General features: G+C 44.6%; 26 protein-coding genes. 8 read left to right on the top strand and 18 right to left on the bottom strand.

Translation table 11 applies throughout. From position 1 onward, the window contains the following. Positions 1-93: 93 nt before the first annotated feature. On the top strand, positions 94-435 hold the full coding sequence (locus BM415_RS21755; protein WP_091161291.1) for a hypothetical protein: 342 nt from the start codon (positions 94-96) through the stop codon (positions 433-435). A gap of 63 nt (positions 436-498) precedes the next feature. On the opposite strand, the gene BM415_RS21760 is transcribed toward BM415_RS21755, so the two are convergent. The 5 genes from BM415_RS21760 to yyaC form a co-directional block, all read right to left on the bottom strand. Then, positions 499-1,929: an O-antigen ligase family protein gene (locus BM415_RS21760; protein ID WP_091161293.1), complete on the bottom strand. Its 1,431-nt coding sequence runs from the start codon at positions 1,927-1,929 to the stop codon at positions 499-501. A 137-nt stretch (positions 1,930-2,066) separates the two neighbouring features. Then, positions 2,067-3,251, bottom strand: coding sequence for a class I SAM-dependent methyltransferase (locus tag BM415_RS21765; RefSeq protein ID WP_091161295.1), 1,185 nt, complete (start codon positions 3,249-3,251; stop codon positions 2,067-2,069). A 74-nt stretch (positions 3,252-3,325) separates the two neighbouring features. After that, entirely contained in the window at positions 3,326-3,964 is a 639-nt protein-coding gene (locus tag BM415_RS21770) for a DUF6483 family protein (RefSeq protein ID WP_091161296.1), read from the bottom strand. 196 nt (positions 3,965-4,160) lie between these two features. Next, the gene (locus BM415_RS21775; RefSeq protein ID WP_091161298.1) at positions 4,161-4,952 is read right to left on the bottom strand and encodes an alpha/beta fold hydrolase; all 792 of its coding nucleotides are present in this window, start codon (positions 4,950-4,952) and stop codon (positions 4,161-4,163) included. Positions 4,953-4,971: 19 nt separating this feature from the next. Then, the gene (gene yyaC, locus BM415_RS21780; RefSeq protein ID WP_091161434.1) at positions 4,972-5,553 is read right to left on the bottom strand and encodes a spore protease YyaC; all 582 of its coding nucleotides are present in this window, start codon (positions 5,551-5,553) and stop codon (positions 4,972-4,974) included. Positions 5,554-5,665: 112 nt separating this feature from the next. Between yyaC and BM415_RS21785 the strand changes: the two genes are divergently transcribed. After that, the gene (locus tag BM415_RS21785; protein WP_091161300.1) at positions 5,666-5,887 is read left to right on the top strand and encodes a DUF1128 domain-containing protein; all 222 of its coding nucleotides are present in this window, start codon (positions 5,666-5,668) and stop codon (positions 5,885-5,887) included. Positions 5,888-5,959: 72 nt separating this feature from the next. On the opposite strand, the gene BM415_RS21790 is transcribed toward BM415_RS21785, so the two are convergent. Further along, entirely contained in the window at positions 5,960-6,964 is a 1,005-nt protein-coding gene (locus tag BM415_RS21790; RefSeq protein WP_091161302.1) for an asparaginase, read from the bottom strand. A 297-nt stretch (positions 6,965-7,261) separates the two neighbouring features. Here BM415_RS21790 and BM415_RS21795 point away from each other — a divergent pair, with 297 nt between their 5' ends. The 4 genes from BM415_RS21795 to BM415_RS21810 all read left to right on the top strand — a co-directional run bounded on the left by BM415_RS21795 (position 7,262) and on the right by BM415_RS21810 (position 9,321). Then, positions 7,262-7,918, top strand: a complete 657-nt coding sequence (locus BM415_RS21795) for a phosphatase PAP2 family protein (protein ID WP_091161303.1) — start codon at positions 7,262-7,264, stop codon at positions 7,916-7,918. Positions 7,919-8,024: 106 nt separating this feature from the next. Then, positions 8,025-8,282: a GlsB/YeaQ/YmgE family stress response membrane protein gene (locus BM415_RS21800; RefSeq protein WP_091161305.1), complete on the top strand. Its 258-nt coding sequence runs from the start codon at positions 8,025-8,027 to the stop codon at positions 8,280-8,282. 52 nt (positions 8,283-8,334) lie between these two features. Continuing rightward, the gene (locus BM415_RS21805; RefSeq protein ID WP_348272336.1) at positions 8,335-8,850 is read left to right on the top strand and encodes a YtxH domain-containing protein; all 516 of its coding nucleotides are present in this window, start codon (positions 8,335-8,337) and stop codon (positions 8,848-8,850) included. A 102-nt stretch (positions 8,851-8,952) separates the two neighbouring features. Then, positions 8,953-9,321, top strand: a complete 369-nt coding sequence (locus BM415_RS21810; RefSeq protein WP_244533667.1) for a DUF5665 domain-containing protein — start codon at positions 8,953-8,955, stop codon at positions 9,319-9,321. Between the two features lie 102 nt (positions 9,322-9,423). Here the strand turns inward: BM415_RS21810 and BM415_RS21815 are convergent, their stop codons facing one another. The 11 genes from BM415_RS21815 to BM415_RS21865 all read right to left on the bottom strand — a co-directional run bounded on the left by BM415_RS21815 (position 9,424) and on the right by BM415_RS21865 (position 21,499). Then, the gene (locus BM415_RS21815) at positions 9,424-10,410 is read right to left on the bottom strand and encodes a magnesium transporter CorA family protein (RefSeq protein ID WP_091161307.1); all 987 of its coding nucleotides are present in this window, start codon (positions 10,408-10,410) and stop codon (positions 9,424-9,426) included. A gap of 109 nt (positions 10,411-10,519) precedes the next feature. Further along, positions 10,520-11,293 (bottom strand): sigma-70 family RNA polymerase sigma factor, encoded by a 774-nt coding sequence (locus BM415_RS21820; RefSeq protein ID WP_047913745.1) that lies wholly within the window; start codon positions 11,291-11,293, stop codon positions 10,520-10,522. After that, on the bottom strand, positions 11,290-11,742 hold the full coding sequence (rsbW, locus tag BM415_RS21825; RefSeq protein WP_091161309.1) for an anti-sigma B factor RsbW: 453 nt from the start codon (positions 11,740-11,742) through the stop codon (positions 11,290-11,292). The genes BM415_RS21820 and rsbW overlap by 4 nt, the downstream gene beginning before the upstream one ends. Positions 11,743-11,760: 18 nt before the next feature. Then, a complete protein-coding gene (locus BM415_RS21830; RefSeq protein ID WP_091161310.1) occupies positions 11,761-12,099 on the bottom strand; it encodes an STAS domain-containing protein in 339 nt (112 codons plus the stop codon). Positions 12,100-12,203: 104 nt separating this feature from the next. Further along, a complete protein-coding gene (locus BM415_RS21835; protein ID WP_091161440.1) occupies positions 12,204-13,841 on the bottom strand; it encodes a response regulator in 1,638 nt (545 codons plus the stop codon). A 26-nt stretch (positions 13,842-13,867) separates the two neighbouring features. Continuing rightward, entirely contained in the window at positions 13,868-14,740 is an 873-nt protein-coding gene (locus BM415_RS21840) for a CheR family methyltransferase (protein ID WP_091161312.1), read from the bottom strand. A gap of 71 nt (positions 14,741-14,811) precedes the next feature. Next, positions 14,812-18,522 (bottom strand): response regulator, encoded by a 3,711-nt coding sequence (locus tag BM415_RS21845; RefSeq protein ID WP_091161314.1) that lies wholly within the window; start codon positions 18,520-18,522, stop codon positions 14,812-14,814. A 4-nt stretch (positions 18,523-18,526) separates the two neighbouring features. After that, positions 18,527-19,690, bottom strand: coding sequence for a PP2C family protein-serine/threonine phosphatase (locus tag BM415_RS21850; protein ID WP_091161315.1), 1,164 nt, complete (start codon positions 19,688-19,690; stop codon positions 18,527-18,529). Between the two features lie 294 nt (positions 19,691-19,984). Beyond that, positions 19,985-20,329: a YflT domain-containing protein gene (locus tag BM415_RS21855; protein ID WP_091161317.1), complete on the bottom strand. Its 345-nt coding sequence runs from the start codon at positions 20,327-20,329 to the stop codon at positions 19,985-19,987. 121 nt (positions 20,330-20,450) lie between these two features. After that, on the bottom strand, positions 20,451-20,966 hold the full coding sequence (locus tag BM415_RS21860; protein ID WP_091161319.1) for a hypothetical protein: 516 nt from the start codon (positions 20,964-20,966) through the stop codon (positions 20,451-20,453). A gap of 32 nt (positions 20,967-20,998) precedes the next feature. Continuing rightward, positions 20,999-21,499, bottom strand: a complete 501-nt coding sequence (locus BM415_RS21865; RefSeq protein ID WP_091161321.1) for a DUF948 domain-containing protein — start codon at positions 21,497-21,499, stop codon at positions 20,999-21,001. Positions 21,500-21,759: 260 nt separating this feature from the next. On the opposite strand from BM415_RS21865, the gene BM415_RS21870 reads away from it, so the two are divergent. After that, entirely contained in the window at positions 21,760-21,924 is a 165-nt protein-coding gene (locus tag BM415_RS21870) for a DUF1328 domain-containing protein (protein ID WP_047913737.1), read from the top strand. 317 nt (positions 21,925-22,241) lie between these two features. Next, positions 22,242-22,640 (top strand): hypothetical protein, encoded by a 399-nt coding sequence (locus tag BM415_RS21875; RefSeq protein ID WP_091161322.1) that lies wholly within the window; start codon positions 22,242-22,244, stop codon positions 22,638-22,640. Positions 22,641-22,736: 96 nt separating this feature from the next. On the opposite strand, the gene BM415_RS21880 is transcribed toward BM415_RS21875, so the two are convergent. Beyond that, the gene (locus tag BM415_RS21880; protein WP_091161324.1) at positions 22,737-23,612 is read right to left on the bottom strand and encodes a cation diffusion facilitator family transporter; all 876 of its coding nucleotides are present in this window, start codon (positions 23,610-23,612) and stop codon (positions 22,737-22,739) included. Between the last annotated feature and the right edge of the window lie 383 nt (positions 23,613-23,995).

The raw sequence follows: 23,995 nt of genomic DNA on the forward strand, positions 1-23,995 counted from the left end.
CGGACTGCCGTATTTACGCCTATATTGAACAGTCTAAAGTGTATCCGCCCTTCCTCATTTCGCATATGGTACCTATAGAGGAGGTCGATCAGCATGAAAGAGCATTCCCGCTATGGCAAGCAGACAGCCCCGTTCTCCAAGGGACCGGCACCCAAGCTTCCTTCTGCAAGAAAGATAAGACGTGCTTGCAGCAAGGAGCTATACCGAACGGTAAAACGGATGAAGCTGTATATTGCCCCGGATTTGGTGTCGCAGGGAGAGGAACTATATTATCGCAAGGTCATCGCCAACCTGCTCTGGATTACGGAGCATCAGAATGACCGCAAAGCCCAGTGCGAGTGGTGGGACAAAGAGGTGCTTCCTGAGCTCTCCGAGCTATGGAACGTGCCTGCCGCCAAGCTGTCCAGCGCATTCCGAGACGCATACGGCGGTTAGAAGTGTGAATGAAAGTAAATTAAACGAGTTACGTGCCCGGCAAAAAAAGATTCGCGATATTGTCTAAAAGCTCCTCACCGGCAGCTTCCATGCTGCAATTAACACAAGCAGCATCCAAAATAAAGGATAGCTAAAGTCGAAATCGATTGCCCCATGAAGCATTACAATCAGGCACACGGGAATGCTGTCCCGACTATGTCGTAACAGCAAGTGCAGGATGTAAGCGAACAGGAACAGCATGAGCATAAGCCCTATGACACCGGTATCGAGGAATAGATCCAGATACCCGCTGTGCACTTCGGTGCCGATATACGGTGTGGATTGGACCGTATAAACCGCATGCTTCCATGCGTCCCCGCCATGTCCAAGCCAAGGGGAGCGCAGACCATATTGAGCGGCATCACGCCACATCGCCTCCCTCGCAAACCAAGTTGCGCCGGAGGTAATTCTGCTGATGACCGTATGGTACACAAGCCCCGCTACACCCGTCAGTGCAGCAAGGGCAAGGCACGCGGCAGCCACCCTGTGCCCGCGTGCCAGCAGTGTATGGAGCAGCAGCGCACCTCCGAGCGCTGCAATCTCGCCCCCGGCCAGCAGCATAAGGCCGGGGAGTGGAGCCGGCGCGAGTGCAGCGCCGGCAAGGGCGTGATGTGCGAGCGCGGCGCATAAGAGCGGCGCTGCACTCGCACAGAGCAGCGGCAGGCGCCCTCCTTGCCGCTGAAGCAGGAGCAGCGCGAGTGCGCTGAGCAGCAGCGCAAGCCATGCCCCGCGCGACTCGCTGATGAGAAGCGCAGTCGCGGCTGGGAACAGGCCAAGGATAGTTCCTGCCAATTTCCTCAGCTCGCCTGCTGGGAAGCTTGAGCTTGCAGAAGCGGCTGAAGCCAGCCGCTCCAATAAGAACATCCCGACCAGCACACCATACGCATTAGGGTATTCAACCAAGCCCGCAAGTCTAGCACCATAGGCACTCAGCAGAGGATCATCTGTCCTCATCACCGCATTAGGAAGGACAAGCAGGCCGCATACGGCCAGTAATCCGCTTAATGTCATCAGCCAGCCCATCAGCTGAAAGCCTGCACCGAGCCACTTTTTTCCTATTACAGACTGTCCAAGGATACAGCAGCCCGCTGCGAATACACTTACGAAAAAAAATTGCACGAGGCTGTCTCTTGTTCCATTGATACTTTGTGGATCCCCAAAGAGCAGATGCCAGGCATATATAAAACCGATGAACAACGGAAATAGAATAATCGGTGTATCGTTGTACATTTTTGTTGCTGTATTTGAAGCAGGAGTGACAGTCATCAGCCACAATACAAGCAGCACAGACGGGAACAAGACACTGATCCAATGCCATGTTGAAGGGAAGAACAATCCCTGATTCAGACAAGCATAGACCATTGTTGCTGTAACCAGCAGCCCAATTGACACAATGCCGTAAATGGCTAACCCATTACCCACCTTGCTCGTTCGTTTTTGATCGGCATGCTGCATTTGAAGAGACTCCCTTTCCCACTAAAAATACATTGAAGTGTCCTCCTATTACTATTGCCTAACCCAAAAAAGCCCAACCCTTTTTGGGCTGGACTCTTGAACCTATAGATATAAATGGAAGATGGTAAGACAGCGACTTATTTCGCCGCTCCTTCCGGTAATAGATCTGCGCACACTCTCTCCAAGTAAGGATTTACATGTAAGAAATCACGATAAGCTGTATACTCATCCCACAATTGATGTGTATCTCCGGCATGTCCCCTTACTGCACGAATCAGAATATTCTTGGGTGTATGCTCCATATCGATGAATTCCAGCAGCTGTGTGCGGTAGCCCATGATATCAAGCAGTTTGGCACGAATGGCATCCGTAGCAAGGGCAGCAAACCGTTCCTTGAGAATCCCGTGCGATAATAAAGGATTCATGACATTAGCCTCCATCTGAGCAAACAGCTCATGCTGACAGCAAGGAACAGATAATATCACCGACGCACCCCAGCGTACCGCCTTCTCAAGGGCAGCATCTGTTGCGGTATCACAGGCATGCAGTGTAACGACCATATCCACCTGCTCCAGCTCATTATATTCTGCGATGTCTCCTACCAGGAATTTCAGTCCGTTGTAGCCGAGATTCTTGCCTATTTGACTGCAATGCTCAATGACGTCCGCCTTTAAATCCAGACCGACGACCTGAATCTTCCTGCGCTGCTGCACAGCCAAGTAATGGTACAAAGCAAAGGTAAGATACGATTTGCCACAGCCAAAATCAACAATCGTAATCGGCCGTCCCTGCGGCAAATTCGGAAGCACATCCTCCACCATTTCAAGGAAGCGATTGATCTGCTTGAACTTGTCATATTTACGGGCATGCACCTTGCCCTCATCACTCATAATTCCGAGCTCAATCAGGAAGGGGATCGGCTTGCCATCCTCAAGCACATAACGTTTCTTCCGATTGTGAGACAAATCCGCTTCCTGCTTGGAGGGAGTTTTGGTCAAAATCGACACTTTGTACTTCTTGCTGATCAAGATCTGATAGTCTGCTTCGGGAGTGCAGATTATGCCTTGCCGAAAAGTCTCTTCAAATAATTGCTTCATCCGGTCAGAAGCTTCATCCGGGACCAAATTATCGTGAGTTACTTTGTTGTTCTGATGGTATGCAAATTGGTAATGAAGTTGGTTTTTAAGCAGAACCGGCTTAACCTGCACTTTAGTGAAAGTCTGTCCTTCTTTTTTGCGAAGCTGACTCAGTGTGGCCGTAATCAGTCCTTGCTCTTCAAAAATATCTTCAATTAATTTTCGTAATGAATCCAAAAGGTACATCTCACTTTCTATGTTTAACGTTGTTCTTTGAGTAACAATACCATATCAGAACACATTGTCCAGCTAATCTTGGTTTACTTCTGCAATTCACGAAGTCCTTCCTCCACTTCCGTACGAGGCAGCCCGCCCTGCTCTAGCTGCGTATCCTCATGCAGCAGCAGACGCTTGTAAAACTCAGCGGCCTCCTGCACATACTCATCCTGTCTGCTCAAGCGATACCAACTGTTCTCCGCCTCATCATATCGTCCGGCTTCCTCGTGATACATCGCCTTTAGTCTTTCCGTCTTCTCAGGCAGCTCATACCCTTTAAGCTCCTCCTGCAATGCCGCAACACGCTCAGGTGCATTTAAGATCTCTCTGTTCGCCCCATGAAGCAAGCTGTATAAATATAAATGCTGAGCTTTCATCCAGCGGACAAGCGCTTGATCGGTCAAGCCTTGATCCATGTACACTCGGCCTTCCTCTTCCATGATTCGTGCCACTTGCTGGACCTTGTCCACTTCCACACCGTCACCAAGCCGAAACAAATCGATGATATCATCAACCGGAAGAGAGTTCAGCAGCTGAGAATTAAGCCTAAATTGGCGTTTAAGCCACTCATCCAGCTCCCATAAGGCGTCAATGTGCATTTTCTTCTGCTTCAGCTCGAACACTTTACCGATCATTTCAGTCATTTCCTCCACCATACGAAGGAGATAATCTCTTCTTAACATCAGCATCTCTTCTCCTTTGGCCGTGAGTCCTGAGCGTTCCAACGCTCCATTTAAATTGTACCCGGAATATAAGGAAAAAGCCAAAATGACCTACTAAAAAGCAGGCTAGGGGCAAAACACCCTTAGCCTGCTGTCATAATATATGAATAGGAATCCATTTCAAATGCTCTATGGAATGAATTCAATGGATACAACTCTACTTTACATTGTTGTTAATAAAGTTTGTAATCGCACGAATGAACTCATCTGGCTGTTCAACCATGCTCATATGCCCTGCTCCTGAAATTAACGCCTGTGTTACTCTTGGACTTTCTGAAGTAAAGGTTCTATCCGGTGGCACAACGTTATCCTGTTCGCCCGCAACTAACAGCACGGGAACGCTCGCCTCATCCAGCACATGCCTCAGGTCAGGACGATCTTTCATGGCAATTGCAGTATTTGATGCTCCTTGAGGAGAAGTCCGATACCCGATCTCACGGACTCGATCGATCTTGGACACCATCGTCGTCTGGTGCTCTGCTGCAAACAAATTAGGAACCAGGGAATCAATAAATGGTTGAATACCTTCCGTTTGGATAGTAGATACTGCTCTGAGACGCTTTTCTTTGGCCTCGTCACTGTCTGGATACGCGGTTGAATGGATCAAGCCAAATGCCTCAAGCCGATCAGGATATCTGTCTGCAATGGATAGTGTGATGTATCCACCTAGTGAATGTCCGAAGATGCTTGCCTGCTGAATACCTAAGTGATTGAGCAGCTCCACGATATCATCTGCCATTTCGCTAATGCCGCAGCTGTTGTTAGGAGTACCCGATTCCCCATGACCTCTGAGATCCGGTACGATGCATCTATATTGCTTCATTAATTGAGGCAATACCTCTTCAAAGTAGTCAGAGCTTCCGCAGTAACCGTGCAGAAGTACCACAGGTTGTCCTTCTCCATGATCTCTATAAGCAATAACATGATTTCCCAATTGTACTTTTTCCATTACATTCGCCCTCTTTCTGTTAGCATGGATCAAGAAATCCAGTATTACATACATTAAGCATTTGGGACCCTGCTGAACCAGTCTGTAATCGAAATCCCTCTTGAGCTGCCTCAGCAAGTTCACGCGCCATATTCATCACCAGATGTAGAGAAGTCATCTGAAGCAGCGTATACGGCTTGGGACCATTCGCGTTAACAACGCCGGCAATGCTGTAATGACCGATAGCGGGCAACTCACCCTTTACGGATTCAGCAGGAACCAGCGGACGCTCCCGGCAAATGTAAGTGCCAATGTCCACCGAAGAACCAAGACAAGCATCAATCGCAATGACAATATGGTCCGCCGGAATTCTGCTGATCCTCTGCATCAAAGTCGTCGCATCGCAGGGTTCTGGCAATGTACCCACAACGTGCTTAAATCCGCGTTCGGCTAAGTAACTGCCGGTAAGCGGACCCAGCGCATCACCGGTCGATCGATCTGTTCCGATACATACGAAGGTTAATTTATCTACAGAATGCTGAGCTCCAATCTGTTTGAAGAATGAAACAAGAGCTTCCTTACCACTTCTTTTGTGACCAGAGGCATTTTTCCGGGAAGTCATCGATGTAAATTTGGACAAGAGTAATCGAAACCTCCTCTTTATCTTTCTATCCTGATGCTTACATGATACAATACGAACAAACTTTATTGAAGTCGAAAGGAATGGACGGAACATGGATTTATCCCAAAAAAATCAGCAGAACATCGAGTTTATGATTGATGCAATCAAGTCTAAACTAAAAATGGCGAGTGCCGCTGCACTTCAGTCATCTGCCTTCACGGTAGCTCAGTACGACGATATTCTGGATATTTACGAGATCGTAAATTCCAAAAGCAATCTCAGTATTTCCGAAGTAGAGGCGCTCGTATCCGAATTGGGCCGCCTTCGCGCATAACGAACAGCCCCTTCCTGTCAAATGGCAGGAAGGGGCTGTTTTATTAGAGTATAGTCTTAATCTAAATGAATTCTAATGTTGAAGACGAAAGACTGGCTCTGCAGCACCTACAACGGCCCCGGCATCATTACGAATGTCCTGTGGGAATTGTTTCTTTAACGCGTTCAATGTCGCATGATTACGATAACCGATTTGCTCAAGAATCGATGCGGTAATAAGCCCCCACTCCTCCTCGGAGCCATCAAGAACCTTGAAGCTGATCCCTAGCCGCTCCTCACGAAGGGCAAAACAGAACACGCCTTGAAATCCGCCTTTGGCAACGATATTCGAATCCTGAAGCAGAACGGTATCTACTCTGCCCGTTCCTCCAACCATTTCCGGTGCTGTATTCATTGCTGCAGTAATGAGCTGAGCAGCTTGCCGGGTAGGTTCTTCTGCAATCAAATCAGGACATGCCAGCTTAAGAAAGGCTCTGGCCATCCCTGAGATAGGCAGTGCATAGACCGGAAAACCGCAGCCATCTGTTCCTAGAGACAGATCTTCCTGAGATACATCTGTAAATTGTGAAATAATTTCTTTGATCTCCTGCTGCACAGGATGGTGCGGATCGGCATAAGTGCTGAGATCAGTCCCCTTCAGCTTCGTATAGGCAAGTACGCCCATATGTTTACCCGAGCAGTTATGAAGAATTCTTCGTTTGCGCCCCTCATTTTTAATGTACTTCGTTCTGCTCTCTTCATGAAGCGGAAAACTCGGAGCACATACCAGACCTGTCTCTTCTATCCCGATCTTATTTTTCATTTGCATCAGTACACGCTGATGGAAATCCTCTGAGCGATGTGAGGAGACCATTAGGGCAATCTCCTCGGAGGTGAATCCATACTTCTCGTGTATGCCGGCTCTGATGCCGGGTATGGCTTGCAGTGGTTTGGCCGCTGAGCGGGTAAAGGTCTTAAAATGTGGATCACCTGCGGAATATACAACTTCTCCTTTTTCATTCACAATCGATATATGACCGCGGTGTGCGCTTTCCATTACACCACCACGAAATTCGGTTAATAATAATGCATCTAACATGCTTTTTCTCTCCTTCTCAAGGGCGGCTTGCCACTTGGTTGTACCAAGATGAACACCATAGTACAGTATAGTACAAAGAAACAAATTTGACAGAGATAATGGACAGGCAAAACCAATTTTAGCAACTCAGGGGGTTATGAAATTGAATCAAACTAAAAGAAAATTAACTAAATCTAACACCGAGCTATCTAGCTAGAATAAACGACGTACGTTTTTTTATCCATAGCGGCTGTATCCATCTATCAATCTGTCTCATTTTCTAACCTATCCAAATCAAAAGTCAGGAGCAACACATCAATGACAAATCACAGCAAAAAAATCTTTTATTGGACAACCATTGGACTAGCCGGCAGTCTCGCTCTTGTTCTCATCATCGTACTATTATTTATGCTGCTTGGAATCGACAATGTTCAAGCTATCGATGAAAATATCCAACATTATCTTTTTCCTCAAGCGGACAGCTGGTACTATTCCTTGCTGCCTGTCATCAAAGGAATTACCGAGTTTGGATCTTTTAATATCACTATGATTGTTGCGCTTGCATTTGTGAGTTATTACTGGATCTTTCGCAAACTTTATGTAAATGCATATATAGCAGCGGTCAGTTTCACTGGTATGTGGGGCATCAATTATGTTCTCAAAATAATTCTTAGAAGAGAACGACCTGAGCTTGAACAACTGATGGCCGCACACGGATACAGCTTTCCAAGCGGTCATTCGATGATTGCTGCCGGATTCTACGGTGGTATTGTTATCCTGCTCGTGCATGCAATGAAAGAAAGAGGCTGGACCGGACCTCTTCTCGCGATACTTGGCACCCTATTCGTACTATTAATCGGTTACAGCCGTATTTATCTCGGGGTGCATTATCCATCTGACGTTGTGACAGGCCTCTTGTCCGGAGGCATATGGGCCTTCTGTATGTATCGTCTGCTGCAAGAAGCTTCCCAATAGAATCCAGTACATATCCTCAGCTTCTGCATTCTTTGTTTCATTCTCACTACCGATAGTTTATATACGAAGTAAGCAAGGCACTAAAGAAGCATAGGAGGCGATTGTTATGTGGGGGATCATCATTATTATCGTGATGGCAATAATTATTGGACTTATTGGTGATGCTCTCGTTGGCCATAACATGCCGGGCGGAATTCTTGGTTCAATGATCGCGGGATTTGTCGGTGCATGGATTGGTTCGATGCTGTTCGGTGACTTCGGTCCGATCATCGCTGATTTTGCCATTGTCCCCGCCATAATCGGTACAGCCATTTTCGTCTTTATTTTGGGGCTTATTGGTAAACTGTTTAGAAGAGCAGCTTAACGGGTTATTAGTAAAAAAGAGTTAATCAATACAATTGAAGGAGTGATCAATCATGACTCAAAATGCGACAGATGATACTAAAAACATGACGGACTACAGAAATGAAGATACGGGCAATGGTAATAACTTCGCTAAAGGCCTGTTCATCGGTGGACTCCTTGGCGCAGCAGCAGCCTTGTTGTTTGCACCTAAGCCAGGCCGTGACTTAAGAGGTGATCTATCCGATAAAATGGTGGTTGTCTCTGGCAAAACCAAAGAAGTAGCAGGTGTTGTAGGAAGCAAAGCATCGGAAATTGCCAAAACGGTATCTGGTAAAACAAGTGAGCTGGCTAAGACCGTAGGCGACAACACGACTTCTGTCGTAGCGAGCATTAAGCAGGCGAAGGATGATGTAGCCAATGAAGCTACAAAAGCATCCGAGGAAGTTGCAGCAACAACAGCCAAAGCTGCCAATGAAGCAGAAAATCAATTGAATTCGACTACACCGTCGAAGAACGATAGCGGCTCATCCCAAGGTAGTTACTCTACACCATCGACTTCATCAACAGCGACAACCAAACTGCCTTAAGCATTTGAGTTGCTTTCGTTATAGCCAGCTGCTTGCAGCTGGCTATTTTTATAGAGTTTGCTGCTGTGATGGTAAGTGAATTCCCGGAAGGAGGCATTTCTTATGAGCTCAGTCGAGTTCAACACAAACCGTAATATCAATACTGACAATAAGCACAAGCAAGAGGTGATTGCTGAACACCCATTTGAGCTTCGGCATGAGGTAAAGAATTTGAACCAACGGCTGGAGGGAATTATCCAAGCGATGGAAAGCGCGGAGTTCAAAGATATTCTAGAGAATTATACCAGTCCCAAGAAGCGGATCATTGCCAATCTGACCGCAGGTATTGCAAGAGGTCTGGGAATGTCCATCGGTACTGTCCTTGTCTTGGCAATTCTCGGTTGGGTTCTCAGTCTGATTGTAGATATGAATCTTCCAGTCATCGGTCAATATATTGCAGAGTTGCAAGGATATATCGATGCTTCTAAATAAGTCCCCCAATAAATGGAGAGAGTAAAAAAGCCTGAACGTTAGCTGTGGAAGCTAAAGTCAGGCTTTTTTGTCATGATTTATGCAAAATCCTCATAAGCTTCGTCAATTTGACTTCTTCGTGTTCGTTGGATTTTCACCGCGAGGCTTGATTTTTAAAATGTCCCCTGTCCAGCCCTTCATAAACATCCAAATGTACATTCCTGCCATACTCAGCAATATCGCAGCAGTAACCACTGTAAATCCCCATTCCGTCTTAATCCAAGGCAGATTCTCGAAGTTCATGCCCCATATTGCCCCAACGGCCGTCGCCGGAGTAAAGACCGCAGTAACAATCGTCAGCGTCTTCATTATATCGTTTCCACGAATGGAAGAGGCGGCGTTATCAATTGAAATTAAAGTATCAATCTCATCCTCATAATGACGGAACAAGCTGTCCATACGTTTCATTCGGTATGTCAGCTGTTTATAGGTTACCCGCTCCTCGATCGATAGAAAATGAAAAGCCTCATTGGAAGCATGCAGCAGCTCCTGAAAGGAGATAAACTGATTGCTCCAAAACAAGAGTTCAAAACGGGCAGATAATATTTTATCCATCAGCGTTCGGGCATTTCTCTTCTCCATACTCTCTTCCAGGCTGCGCAAATTCATTTCGAATTTGTCCAGACCTATATGAAAGTAATGCAGGAGCGCCCTGGCAACGATAAACATCCCCGATACCGCATCATCGGCCTCATCAAACATCCTCCTTCGCTCGTCAGCCAGTAAGGCCTCTCTTGTGTGCTTGTCGATATTCAGGGTAATCAAATGACTTGGATCTACATAAAAGTAAAATTGATGACCTTCCTGCTCGTCGTCCAAGTTCTTCTTAATGGAATAGAGCAGTGAGCCAAACAAGACATTCTTGCCGTCAATGGTCCGGACAGAAATGTAGTTCGTCTGGATTTCTGGCAGTTTGGTCAGCCATTCTGCCGTAGAGGGTATTTCCTCCCTCAGTCTGTCCAGCTCTTCGCATTCAAATTGGGACACCTTATAATCCTGCCAGACCCACTTCTCATACAGTCTTACTTCCTGTAAATTCAGCTGATCCATCTCTATTTACCCCCCTTATTCCTTCCTCTCTTAACAAACAGGGTTAAACCGGCAAAGAGGCATGCCAGCATTCCGTAGGAAATGCTGGCATGCCTCTTTAGAATTTGTCCTATGATGATGAGGATTGCGTCATAATTTGTTTAAGTTTCTCTGTTGCCCGCTTCTGAATACGGGAAACACTCATTTGGGACACGCCTAATTTCTGAGCAATGGCCCGCTGGGATTGACCATCTTGGAATGCAAGCAGCAGCACCTTCTGCTCCTGTTCCTTCAATTGCCCAAGCGCTTGCTGAAGATCCATGCGTTTCTCTACCGCATCATAATCATTAGCCTCTGAACTAATAAGTTCTCCCAATGTTGCCGTGCTCTCATCTTGAGACAACGGTGAATCGAGTGATACATAATGGTAGGACTCACGTCCTGCGAGCACCTCAACGGTCTCCTCTACCGTTAGATCCAGGTATTCCGCAATTTCTTGAACATCAGGCGATCTTTCAAGCTTAATCGTCAAATCATCAATCGCATGCTGCACTAGCGCGCCTTTTTCTTTGATCCTGCGGGGTACCTGTATGTACCAAGACTTATCCCTTAAATAATTTTTCATATGCCCGATCATGCTCTTCATCGCATATGGCTCGAAAGGGATGCCCAGATTGATATCATACTGACTGAGCAGCCTTACGAGAGCCATCTGACCTGTCTGGTACAGGTCTTCATATAAATCAGGTCTATTTCGAGAAATCTTGCCTGCAGCCATCTTGACCATAGGCTCGTATTTCTTAATTAGAACGGTAGCAATTTCGTTATCTTTGGTCTGTTGATACTCCCAAATCAAACCCACTGCTTCGTCCATCGACTCTTGGGGAGTCAAGCGATCGGTCATACCCTTTCCTCACTCTTAGTGAGGCGTTTAATTAAGACGACTTCTGTTCCTTTGCCTTCTTCTGTGACGACATTTACATCATCCATCAAAGCCTGCATCAGATAGAATCCCAGTCCACCGATTTGAACCTCGTCCAGATCTTTGTCATGCAGTGCAGCGATGCCGTCTCTTTGTTCTACACGCTCAAAGCTCTCCCCTTCATCTTTGACCGTGATAGACAGTTCCTCGTCATCAAATTCAAAAAACACATCAACAAGGCCGTTCACTTCTCCATAGGCATAGAGCACTGAATTGTTGCATGCTTCCGAGACAGCAACCTTCATATCCTCAATATCCTCATAAGAGAAACCCATCTTTGATGCAATTCCATACAGATTCAATCTGACAATATCAACAAAGTCTGCCGTAGCTGGCAGCTTAAGTGTTACTCTCTGTGCTTCTGCTTTCATTCTTTCTTCGATCCTTTCCTATTGGGAATTCTCCTGAGGGACAAAGAATTTAGTGATGCCTGTCATGTCAAACAGCTTTTGAATATTTCCAGGAACCTCTTCTACCATAAATGAGCCATCTTTTGCATGTCTTGCTTTTAGGATAGACAACAAAATTCCGATACCCGTACTATCAATGTATTTCAGATCTTTCAGATTAACAATCAGGTTTTGATCCGTATTTGCCACAAGGGGCTCCATGGTATTTCTGAAATCTGGAGCAACAGAGAGGTCGAGCTCTCCGCTCAAATAAACTGTACAAGTGTTATTATTGACTTCTGTCTCTGCTTTAAACTTGTCATTTTTATTTGTATTCATTAGACATCTCTCTCCCAAAAATTATTTCTATATTGATTAACCACCTATTTATCTAGTGAAACAAATCTACGATTGGAAAATATTTCAGAAGTGTAAAAAGAAGCTTACACTCCATTTCCGACCCTTAGGATTTGAGCCAATTTCTGTTTTACACTCACCATTTTGACAGGCTTGCTGATATAATCATCCATCCCGGCAGCAAGACAGCGCTGCTGAACTCCATCCATAACATTTGCAGTCATGGCAACAATCGTCGGATAATGGATTCCATTTAACTCTTTACGAATGCGACGAGTACTTTCCAGCCCGTCCATCACAGGCATCTGCAGATCCATAAATATCAAATCATACTTATACTTCAGCATCATATCGAGTGCCTGCTGACCGTCTTCAGCAATATCAGAGGATAAACCGAGCTTGCTGAGCATACTTACCATCAATTTTTGATTGATTGGATGATCATCAACGACCAGCACGTTTGCAGATGAATCCTTCTCTGCATGATTACGAGCTTGCAGCTCTCGGCATTCCTCCTCTTTGCCATGATGATCATAAGGAGTCATTTCCACGGTGAATACAAAGGATGCTCCCCGCTCCTCGGTTGTATCAATGTAAATATGACCGTTCATCATCTCAACCAGGTTTTTACATATTGCCAGACCTAATCCTGTTCCTCCGTATTTACGAGTCATGGAGGAATCCAATTGAGAGAACGGCTGGAACAAATGCTGTACCTTCTCTTCCGGAATTCCGATTCCCGTATCCTTCACAGTAAACTCCAACGTATAAACCCCGTGCTCGACCTGTTTAACCGAAGATATGATAGAAACCCCGCCCTGTTCTGTAAACTTCACAGCATTGCTGATAAGATTAATCAGCACTTGACGAAGTCTAGTCATATCTCCGTACAGTACGGGCGGTATCTTCTCATCGATAAAATAAACGAGCTCTAAATTTTTCTTGGAAGCATCAATCTGGAACAGACTAAGTACTTCCTGAATACAGCTGGATAAGTCAAATGGCTGCTGTTCCAGCTCCATTTTACCGGACTCCATTTTGGTGAAATCCAAAATATCGTTGATAATGCTCACCAATGCATCCGCACTGCTTCTAATAATTTGAGTGTATTCCTGTTGTTCTTCGGCAAGATCCGTCTCCATCAGGAGATCAATCATGCCGATAACTCCATTCATCGGCGTTCGAATCTCGTGACTCATAATAGCCAAAAATTCTGTTTTGGCATGCGCAGCAATCTCGGCAGCCTCTTTTGCTTCTATCAATTCCTTATTGATCCGTTCCAGCTCCATCGTCTTTTGCTGCAGCAGCATGGATTGAGTCTTGAGCTGCTTGTTCGACAGATACATCTCTACAAATCCTTCAATCTTGGACTTTAGAATCTGTGGGATGAACGGTTTAACCATATAATCTATCGCACCGGCTGAATACCCAGCGAATAGATGCTCCGCCTCTTTGCTGTTAGCAGATATAAAAATAATAGGAATATCTTTGGTCTTGTCTCTAGCTTTAATTAATTTTGCAGTCTCGATTCCGTCAAGCCCAGGCATCTGGACGTCGAGAACGATGACGGCAAACTCATGCTTCAGAATACTCCTTAGTGCTTCTTCCCCCGAAGTCGCCTTTATGAGAACATAATGCTCGCTTTCAAGGACCGCTTCTAGCGCAAGCAAATTCTCTGGCCGGTCATCCACAAGCAGAATATGAATCTGTTCTTGAGCCCCCATGACCATAACAACCTAACCCCCCGCGTTTATTTCACCTTGCGATATATTTTCTCAACCCGGTCCATTGTCTCATAATCATCACTATAGCCTGAAAAATGTATGGATTCCTTCGCCCCTAATACCAGAACCCCAAAATGACTCAGACTCTCATGAAACAGACCATGAACATGATTACGCAGCTCATCGTTGAAATAAATCATAACATTTCTACAGAATATAACATTAAATTCGTTAAAAGAACGATCGGTAGCCAAGTTATGCTCTGCAAAAATGATATTCCGCCTCAAAAAAGGATGAAACATGACCGAGTTGTAGCGTGCAGTGTAATATTCCGAAAAGGCCCCCGTTCCACCGGCCTCTAGATAATTCTTCGTGTATAGCTTCATTTTCTCAATGCCGTACACACCTTCCCTGCCCTGCTGGAGAGAACGTTCATTCATATCTGTCGCATAAATACGGGATTTCTCATATAACCCTTCCTCATGCAGCAGTATAGCCATTGAATATACTTCCTCTCCAGTCGAGCAGCCGGCGTGCCATATCCGGATATAAGGATACGTCCTTAGAACGGGTATTACTTTCTCGCGGAACGTCTTGAACAAACTGGGATCACGAAACATTTCAGTTACTGGAATAGACAAGCTCTGCACTAGTCGTTTGAATGCTTCCCGGTTATGAAGTACCTGATGCTGCAGCTCCGAAATAGATTTCAAACGCTCCGCATTCACATGATGAAGAATTCTCCGTGTCAGCGAGGGGAGTGCATAGTTTCGGAAGTCATATCCATAAAATCGGTGTATTCCTTCCATTAACAATTCGATTTCAATTTGCTCGCGTTCCTTAATCATCGGCTTATCGTCCGCCGAATCATCTGTGTGTGTTTGATCCCAGGATGTCATTACCTTCCCACTTCCTTACTAAAATTCGATCAAATTGGGGGTATTCTAACATACTTACCCACTAATACATTTTATGAATACAGCCATACTCTCATTAGAGATAATAATTGATCGGTTTGAATCGGTTTTTTCACATAATCAGAAGCACCCGCTTCTATACATTTGCTGCGATCATCCTTCATTGCTTTAGCTGTAAGCGCAATAATCGGCAGCTTATCAAATTCAGGCATCTCTCTGATTCTTCTCATCGCCTCGTATCCGTCCATCTCCGGCATCATCATGTCCATCAGCACCAGATCATATCCGTGATCACGCTCGAGAATTTCAATCGCTTCTCTGCCATTCTCGGCAAATGTGACCTCCATACGGTACCCTTCAAGAACACTGGATAGAGCAAATACATTCCGAATATCGTCATCTACGAGCAATATTCGTTTTCCTTCAAATAAAGTCTCCTTGTTGTACAGGTTTTGCAATATCTGTCTCTTATCTTCAGGAAGATTCGCTTCTACCCGATGCAGGAACAAGGTTGTCTCATCCAGCAAACGCTCTGGTGATTTGACGTCCTTAATAATAATCGACTCCGCATACTTGCGCAGTTCCATTTCCTCTTTGCTGTCGAGCTCCTTGCCTGTATAGATGATGATCGGAAGATCATTCAGGCTTGCGTTATCCCTTACCTGATCAAGCAGTTCAAATCCCGTCATATCGGTAAGCATCAAATCAAGAACCATACAGTCATACTTCAAATTTCTTAGTTCATCCAGCGCTTCTCTTCCTGTAGACACCGCGGTTATCGCTACATCATCATAATCTATAAGCTCTATAATGGCATTTCTCTGAACGGCATCATCTTCTACAATGAGAAGACGCTTCAATGATTTATCAATATAGGATTCAATGTGAGAAAATGCATTATCCAGCGATTCTCGAGTAGACGGCTTCTTCAGATATGCGATTGCACCCATCATCAAACCTTGCTTAATGTCATCAATAACAGAAATGACATGAACCGGTATATGACGAGTCGACAAGTTGGCCTTCAGTTCGTTAAGAACAGCCCATCCATCCATTACCGGAAGCTGAATATCAAGAATAATGGCATCCGGGACATATTGCTTCGCTATTTCCAATCCCACATCCCCTTGTAGGGCCACTAATGCTTTAAATCCGCGGGCACGTGTCATATCCATCAGAATATTCGCAAATTTCGGATCATCCTCAATGATCAGCATCACCCGGTCGGTTTCCTTAATTGTATCCCGATCATCCTTGATGTTATTAGTAACTGTCGCAGAAGATGCAATCTGTAATTTGGCTTCACTCTGCACGGCATTTAGTACAGATCTTCCTTGAGGCAGGTAACGCCCTCTGGATTCTTGTGCAGCTGCCGCTTCACTATGTTCAACCGAAAGTTCCCGCTGCTCTCCCAGCTTAGCATCGGTAAGCAGAGGCAGATACAGAGTAAATGTACTGCCCTTACCTTCCACAGACTCAAGCATAACCTCCCCGCCAAGCAGACGAGCCAGCTCACGGCTGATGGAGAGTCCAAGTCCGGTTCCTCCATACTTACGGCTAGTCGTTCCATCCACCTGTTGGAAGGCTTCAAAGATCAGATCTTTTTTGTCCGAAGCGATGCCAATCCCTGTATCATTCACTGCTATAGCCAGGAAAGGCACATCCATATCGATATAATGAGGCAGCTCTGAAACGTCCGCTTGTCTCATGCTGACCGTGATCGAGCCTTCTGAAGTAAACTTGAATGCATTGGATAATAGGTTGCGCAGAACCTGCTTAACCCGATGTCCATCCGATATGAAGCTCTCTGGCAGCTCATCTTTGACTTCAAATGCCAGCTTCAAATCCTTGCTAAGTGCAACCGGTGCAAAGTTCTGCTGAACAAAGTTACGCAGATCCTGCAGACTGACTCTTTCATGATTTATATCCATTTTCCCGGACTCCACTTTTGACAGGTCCAGAATCTCATCAATCATTTTCAAGAGGTCCGCACCGGACATATAGATGGTTTGTGCATATTCCTTCTGTTTATCCGATAGATTACCTTCTTTGTTCTCCGTAAGCAGCTGCGATAGGATAAGCAAGCTATTCAGCGGAGTCCGAAGCTCATGAGACATGTTCGCCAAGAACTCGGATTTATATTTCGAAGTGATAGAGAGCTGCATTGCTTGCTGCTCCAGCTGCCGCTTCGTCTCCTCAATCTGTTCATTCTTCTCTTCCACCTGCTGTACTTGCTCTTCGAGAGCTCTTGTCTTCGCAAGTAATTCGGTGTTGAAATGCTCCAGCTCTTCCTGCTGGCGTTGGAGCAGCTCTTCAGAACGCTTGAGTTCCTCCGCCTGTTCGCCCAGGTTCTCATTCGAGCGACGAAGCTCCTCCTGTTGGGTCTGCAATTCTTCAGATTGCACCTGAAGTTCCTCAGCAAGTGTCTGAGACTCACGCAGAAGCTCTTCAACACGCATGCGTCTATTAATATTATTAATAATAATACCCATATTTTTAACGAGCTGCTCAAACAGAGCCTTTTGCAGACTCGAGAACGATTCGAAGGATGCGATTTCTACTACACCTAATACTTCATCTTCAAATAGTACGGGCTGGATCAGAATGTTGGCCGGTTTGGCAGAGCCAAGGCTAGATCCAATGGACAAATACCCATCAGGTGCTTCTGTAACCTCAATCACTTTTTTATCAAGCGCACTCTGACCAATTAAGCCTTCTCCAATCTTAAAGGATCGGCTGCATTCTGTATTACTGTCATCAAAAGCGTACGCTCCGTAGCGTCTGAGCTCTTCGGGATGCTTGTTCTCGTCGTGAAGATATACAGCCCCATATTTTGCCGTAAGAATAGGCGCAAATTCGCTAATGAACAGCTGTGCCACCTCATCAGTTGAATTAATACCACGCAGCATCTCTGTAATTCGGGCCATATTGGCATTTAACCAGCTCTGATCCTCTTGTGCTCTCAAGTAATCCTGTTCAATTTGCTTCTTTTCTTCTAAATCTTTCGCTATGTCTTTAAACACATGCGCGATCTGTCCAATTTCGTCCTTGGATTTAACCTGGATCCGCTTGATCGTCCGGAATCTTCCCTTGCCGAAGCTTTGGATCATCATCGAAACTGTATGGAGGCCCTTCGTTATGCTTGGAATCACCCATAATATAACGCCCAAGGCTATAAGTAATCCGGCAACCAGCAATACAGTGAGCCATTGGACAGACCGGTTCATCTCGTTGTTTGCTTCCTGTATTTGGTCATCAATTAATAGATCCTGATAATTGTTGAGCTCTGTTAGTACATCTAATACTCCTTGCTGGGCAACCGTTCCCGTATTCGTCCGAAGGTTGGTAGCCGCTGCATATTCTTCTGTTTCCAGTAGAGCCAGAAGACGATCCGTATAGTTCGTATATTCTCTTAGATTGACGACAACCTGGTCAACCAGGCGGCGTTCTTCAGCCTCACTAGCCCGCTCGGAAACCTCTTCAAGCTGTGTAGTAACACTTGATTTGAGATCCTCGATCCTTTGACTCAGCACTTCAACTGAATTCGTAGTCGGATTCGTTATTGCTGTCGCAATGTGGGTTGCGATATTATTTACATCTGCACGCACTCCAGAAGTATATCGGGTCTTCATGTAACGGTCATTGTACAGTTCATCGATTTCAGTTCGCATCGAGCTGGTTGTGTTATAACTAACAATGGTTAGAACCAGCAATATTGCCATTAATGCACTGAAGCCTATAAGCAGCCGAGTGCGTATCTTCATACTGTCATTCTCCTTTTAATGTAATCCAGACTAAGCATATATCATCTTCATGCTCCTTCGGAACGCTGTCATCCAGAAAGATCCGGCGCATTTCCGTTTCATTCCAAGCATGATCTCTAGATAAATTCTTCGTCAGATAAGTAAGCTGCTCCTCTGTCTCACCTTCGCAAACTTCCAACAATCCATCTGTAAACATCGCGATATGACTGTCGCCTTGGTAATATATCGTTTCTGTCTTCGCATCCATTTGTTCAAATAGTCCTACCGGATGTGTAACCACATCTAGTGAATGCACTGTCCCATCATCCTCAAACAGCAAGGCAGGCGGATGGCCAGCATTAACATAATCAATTCGTCTTTCATTCGTATCCACCACAAGATAAATGGCTGTAAAATAGTATTGAACCAGTTGTTCTTCCAGGTACAGCTGATTAAATCTTCGATTCAGCTCTTGGACGACACGGTCAGGCTCAACGTAAGTGGTAACTGCATCCTTTAAAACCGATGCAATAAACATACAGAATAAAGAAGAAGAAATGCCGTGCCCCATCATATCCAGCAGGATCACACCATACCGCCCTTTGCCAAGCGGATACCAAGCGTACAGATCCCCAGCCAGTTCTGCAGAAGGCTGATACAAGGCATGAACATGAAAATGAGAATCCTCTATAGCCGGACTGAGCACCGCATTCTGCACAAGGCCCGCCAGCTTAAGCTCGTCCTGAATACGTTTATCTCTTTCTTTTCGCCAATCCTTCTCCTGCTTCAATCGAAGGGCGAGACGAATACGTGCCATCAGCTCGACTTTATTAATGGGTTTGGTCACGTAATCCATCGCACCGACATCGAGTGCCTCTGCGAGTTTCTTGGAATCGCCTACAGCTGTAACCATAATAATCGGAATATCTTTGAGGTGCGAATATTTCTGCACGACACCGCAGGCCTCAATCCCATCCATCTCCGGCATCATCATGTCCAGCAAAATAAGGTCTATATCGGACGGCTCAGGCTCAACTGCATTTACATCTACGCCCAGCCTAATGCCAAGTACATCAAGCATTTCAAAAGCAGAGCTTGCCGTAATAATATCTCGATAATTTTCTTTCTTTAAGATTTCACGAATAATAATGACATTGGTAGGATTATCATCAACAATTAATATTCTCATAGCTCTCTCCTTCTGTCAGAAGCCAAATGCGCTATTAGTGCTGCAAATTCCACTAACGATGATTATACACCCATTCATAACTCAGAGCAGGCCCAATAAAAGTTAATTGCCTTACAACCCTGTTTGCATTTACTTCTATTTTAAAAGAACGTACTCCTTTTAAATTTGTCATTTTAAGCTTCTTCATCAATTTTTTCATAGATTTCTCTATGAACGCACAGAAGGAATGGGACTTTCACTCCCATTCCTTGGATCTAGATATATATCATTTCCAAAATTTTAAACTTAAAAATATCATTCACCCCGTCTAGCAATAACGAGTACTTTTCCTTTATCCAGCTCTTTCTCATAATAATCAGCTTCCGCTTCGGTATAGCCCATACTCACGATCTTCGCTCGAAGCTCGTCCCCTCGTGAACGGAACAGATTTGCGAGGGAATCAAACATCCCTTCTTCCTTAATTCCAATCTCTTTGGCATTTGCTTTATCTGCAATACGATCCGTTCGATCTTGGTCATGCGCCAAGACAAATATTTGATCTGTAGTATAGCCAGCTTCACGTAGCTCTTTTACTGCCTCAACCGCTTGAATTCCATTCTCAACCACTTTAGCATAGCTCTTCGCATTGGTAGTACTCATGGTATCCACGCTCCTTTGAGATTTTCACATAGTCATCATTAACCCTCGTTGTCTAAAGTGAAACAAGTATTTGAATCAAATTCCATAACTCATTAAAAAGGTGATTTCGAAAAGACTTCATTTAAAAAGAAAATTCGTCAAAAAACTCCACATGCTGCAATCTACCGTTATCCGGATTCATATACACTTTTACAGCATGATGATCTCTAACATATACCTCTCCATCTTGTGCAACGAAATCAGGCTCTCCTAAAGTGGCTCTGATACTGCTTGGATTCATCTCCATATATTCATTGTTTACTTTTAAATAGCTAGCATTTTTGTCTACTTGAACGTAGTGTACAATGCCATTATTTATACCAACCCGCATGTCTTCGTAAATATATTCCTCGCTGCCAAGAAGTCGATTATGCTCAATATTCACTGGCTGCCCGCATTTATCAACAAGATCTTCAGCTGTGTCGTATAAAGAGATGTCATTCACTGTATCAAAAGTAACCTTCTTGTCTGATGCCAAGGAGGCCCGCTCCGCTGCAGGTTCTACTGAAGGATTTAATGTAGACGCTCCTTGCATTGTCACAGGTTGAACGGAAAAGGGAGCTGTTAAAGCAAGCATCAATACGAGCATACGTAACATTAGCCTCACCTCACCCTTTCTTCTCCGTGATTCTATTTGCGGAATCTGCTCCATGTATCTGCTGCAATATCTACATAATTCATCCACTTACGTGATGAATTATTGTCATGGTGTGCTAGAGTCGGTGTCGTCATGCCAGGTGCAGGCAGTGACTTGGTGTAGCTTGAATCTGCTGCTCTGCTTACCGAAGTCTCCATCGATCCTTCTTTTTTCTTCTGGAATTTGTTCATGAGCGTTGTGGATACTTGCTTCGCTGCAGCGGTAACCTCTGTTAAAATCTCTCCCAAGTTTTTGACCGAAGTCACAACCGGATCAATCTGCTTCATCTTATGCTCAACGTCGGCTGTAATATCGTTGGCGTGTCTAACGGTCTGTTTCACTTCATATCCGAGTTCGTCGATTGTTCCTCGAACTTCCTGAAGTGTTTTAGATACATTATCGAGGGAGACCTGGACTGTCTTTAATGTTTTGATGAGGAACACGACAAGCACTGCAAATGCTATCGCTATAATGAGAACACTTACTTCTATCATATGGAATGACCTCGCTTTCGCTCTTTGTTTTGTTGTTTTGTTATTTCATAGTTACCCTGCCTCCCCTTTGTCGAAACAAACAGCTGAGAAGTAAAAATCTGTTTTTCAGTGTATTATTTGTAGAGAAATTTGAGACAATATCTTCTAGTTCCCCTTTTTGTTTCGTCATAATTCTTCGGGGTTAATGACAACTACGAACGAGGTGGCGCCAAGCATCAAGCCAAACGTACCTCTGTCAAAAAACGGAAAGGATGATTATCATGTTGAAATGGTCACTAATTTTTCTAATTGTTGCGGTTGTAGCCGGTATCTTCGGATTCTTCGGTATTGTTGAAGCAGCGGCATCCATTGCCAAAGTATTATTCTTCGTATTCCTAGTATTGTTCGTTATCTCTCTCTTCACAGGAAGAAGCCGATCACGATAAAGCAGTCAAGGATGCATGAATGTAAAATGACGCAAAGCTGCTGAAATAGCATCTAAGGCTCGACAGAAAAAAACCTTACCATGACAAAAGTGTAGGACGGTTGGTAGTCAACCCAATTACAACACTTTTGTCAGGTAAGGTTTTTTGTGCTTTCTTCTGGGAGAAAACTCTATTTAAAATAATCCTTCCAGAAATCTAGGTATATATCCCATGGATAAATAAAGAAATAATTGTTATAATTTGTGTTTCATATCCTTATTTACTTGGTTATTGATAAAGCATGTAAGAGCTACATAACAACACTAGGAGGGTATCAAATGAAAAAAATGATCAGCATTACCGCAGCACTTTTTGTAACAGCTTCCATGGCCGCAGCAGCCAGCGCACAAGAAGTTACCCCAACGGCAGAAACAGAGTCTCCGACTCCTATTTCTGTAACTGTTAATGGAACTTCATCAACAGACGGATCCGTATCCGAAGTCGTATATGAAGAACCGATTGTAGAGCCTGGAGACGGAATTGATATCCCGCTTACGCCATTAGAGCTTACGAGAGTTACTTACTTCTATGATGCTCCTAACGGTAAGGCTACTGGTGCACTTAGCCCTCAATTCGTATCCGTTACCGGTAACAAGGTCATGAACCAGACTACAGGTGAAACTTGGGTGGAGATTTACACTTGGAAAGGTATTGCTTGGGTCAAAACAGGAATGTAACGTACTAAAATATAGATGAAATAAAAAAGGTGTTCCCTTCGTAAAATCATTTTCGAGAGGAACACCTTTTTAGTTTTTTTATACGTCGTTATTCCCTTAGACCCGCGTTTCCTTCGGCTCCACATGCACATGTACATGCATAATGTTGTGATGTCTCCGCATATTCTCTTCAATCGTATCGCTGATATGATGCCCTTCTACAATGCTCAGATCCCTCGCCACTTCTACAACCACATCGACTATGACGTGGCTGCCGTACAGCCTTGCTTTGACGTCCTTGATGCCTTGCACCCCTGGCGTCTTGGCAACCGTTGTTCTCAAATCATGCAGCTGGTCCTCATCAAAACCGTCCGTTAAACTATGCGTCGATTCGCTAAAAATATCCCAGGCTGTCTTACAAATCAACAGACCTACTATAAATGCAGCGACGGTATCCATCCAAGGCAAACCGAACTGCGCTCCAATAATACCAATAGCAGCTCCCACACTAACGAATGCATCAGAGAGATTATCTTTGGCTGCAGCCATTAACGCCTGACTTCTAATCTGCCGGGCTAACTTGCGGTTATACAAATAAACTCCAATCATAACTACTGCAGCCACTCCTGCGACGACAGCAGACCAGATATCAGGGATCTCCTTCGTTCCTTCAAAAAGTGAAGTTCCCGCATCGATGAGCACCTGAATCCCAACCATCGCCATAATAAATGAAGCCATCAGTGCTGCAACAGTTTCCGCCCGAAAATGGCCGTAGGCATGATCCGAATCAGGCGGCTTCCTTGAAATCTTAAGCCCAATGAGCACTGCTATCGAAGCAACAATGTCTGTCAGATTATTAAAGCCGTCTGCTTTTAGAGCGCTTGAATTAAAAGCAAAACCGCAAATAAGTTTAAAGGCTGACAGAACGAGGTAGGCAGCGATGCTGATCCATGCTCCGCGCTCCCCTTTTTTAATATCCTCATAAGCATTCAACCGAAACGACACTCCTTTTTTGATACTGTATAGACGTAAACTGAAATATGCACCTGAAGCACACAAATATATTTCATAAGCACGCGAAGCAGCTTGAACAATCGTTTTACCATGTTATCAAATGGGCACCGTGTGGGTCTATAGAAACAATGTTGCCAGATAACATTGCTGTAGTCATGATGAAACAGTGTTGCTTGGCGGCATTGCTATGAGTCTTAACAAACTTTTTTGTATAAGCGCAAAATGGATTGTTATTTTACATTTTACTCTAATCTATTCTTGCCCTTGTTTGGAGATTTAAAAACGGATAGAATTAGGTTGAATTGTCATGTATGTATACTCGACAATTCAACCGGGTAGTGAATTGTTATGTATGTATACTC

Origin of the sequence: Paenibacillus sp. 453mf (genome assembly GCF_900116105.1) — a bacterium.
GTDB lineage: Bacteria > Bacillota > Bacilli > Paenibacillales > Paenibacillaceae > Paenibacillus > Paenibacillus provencensis.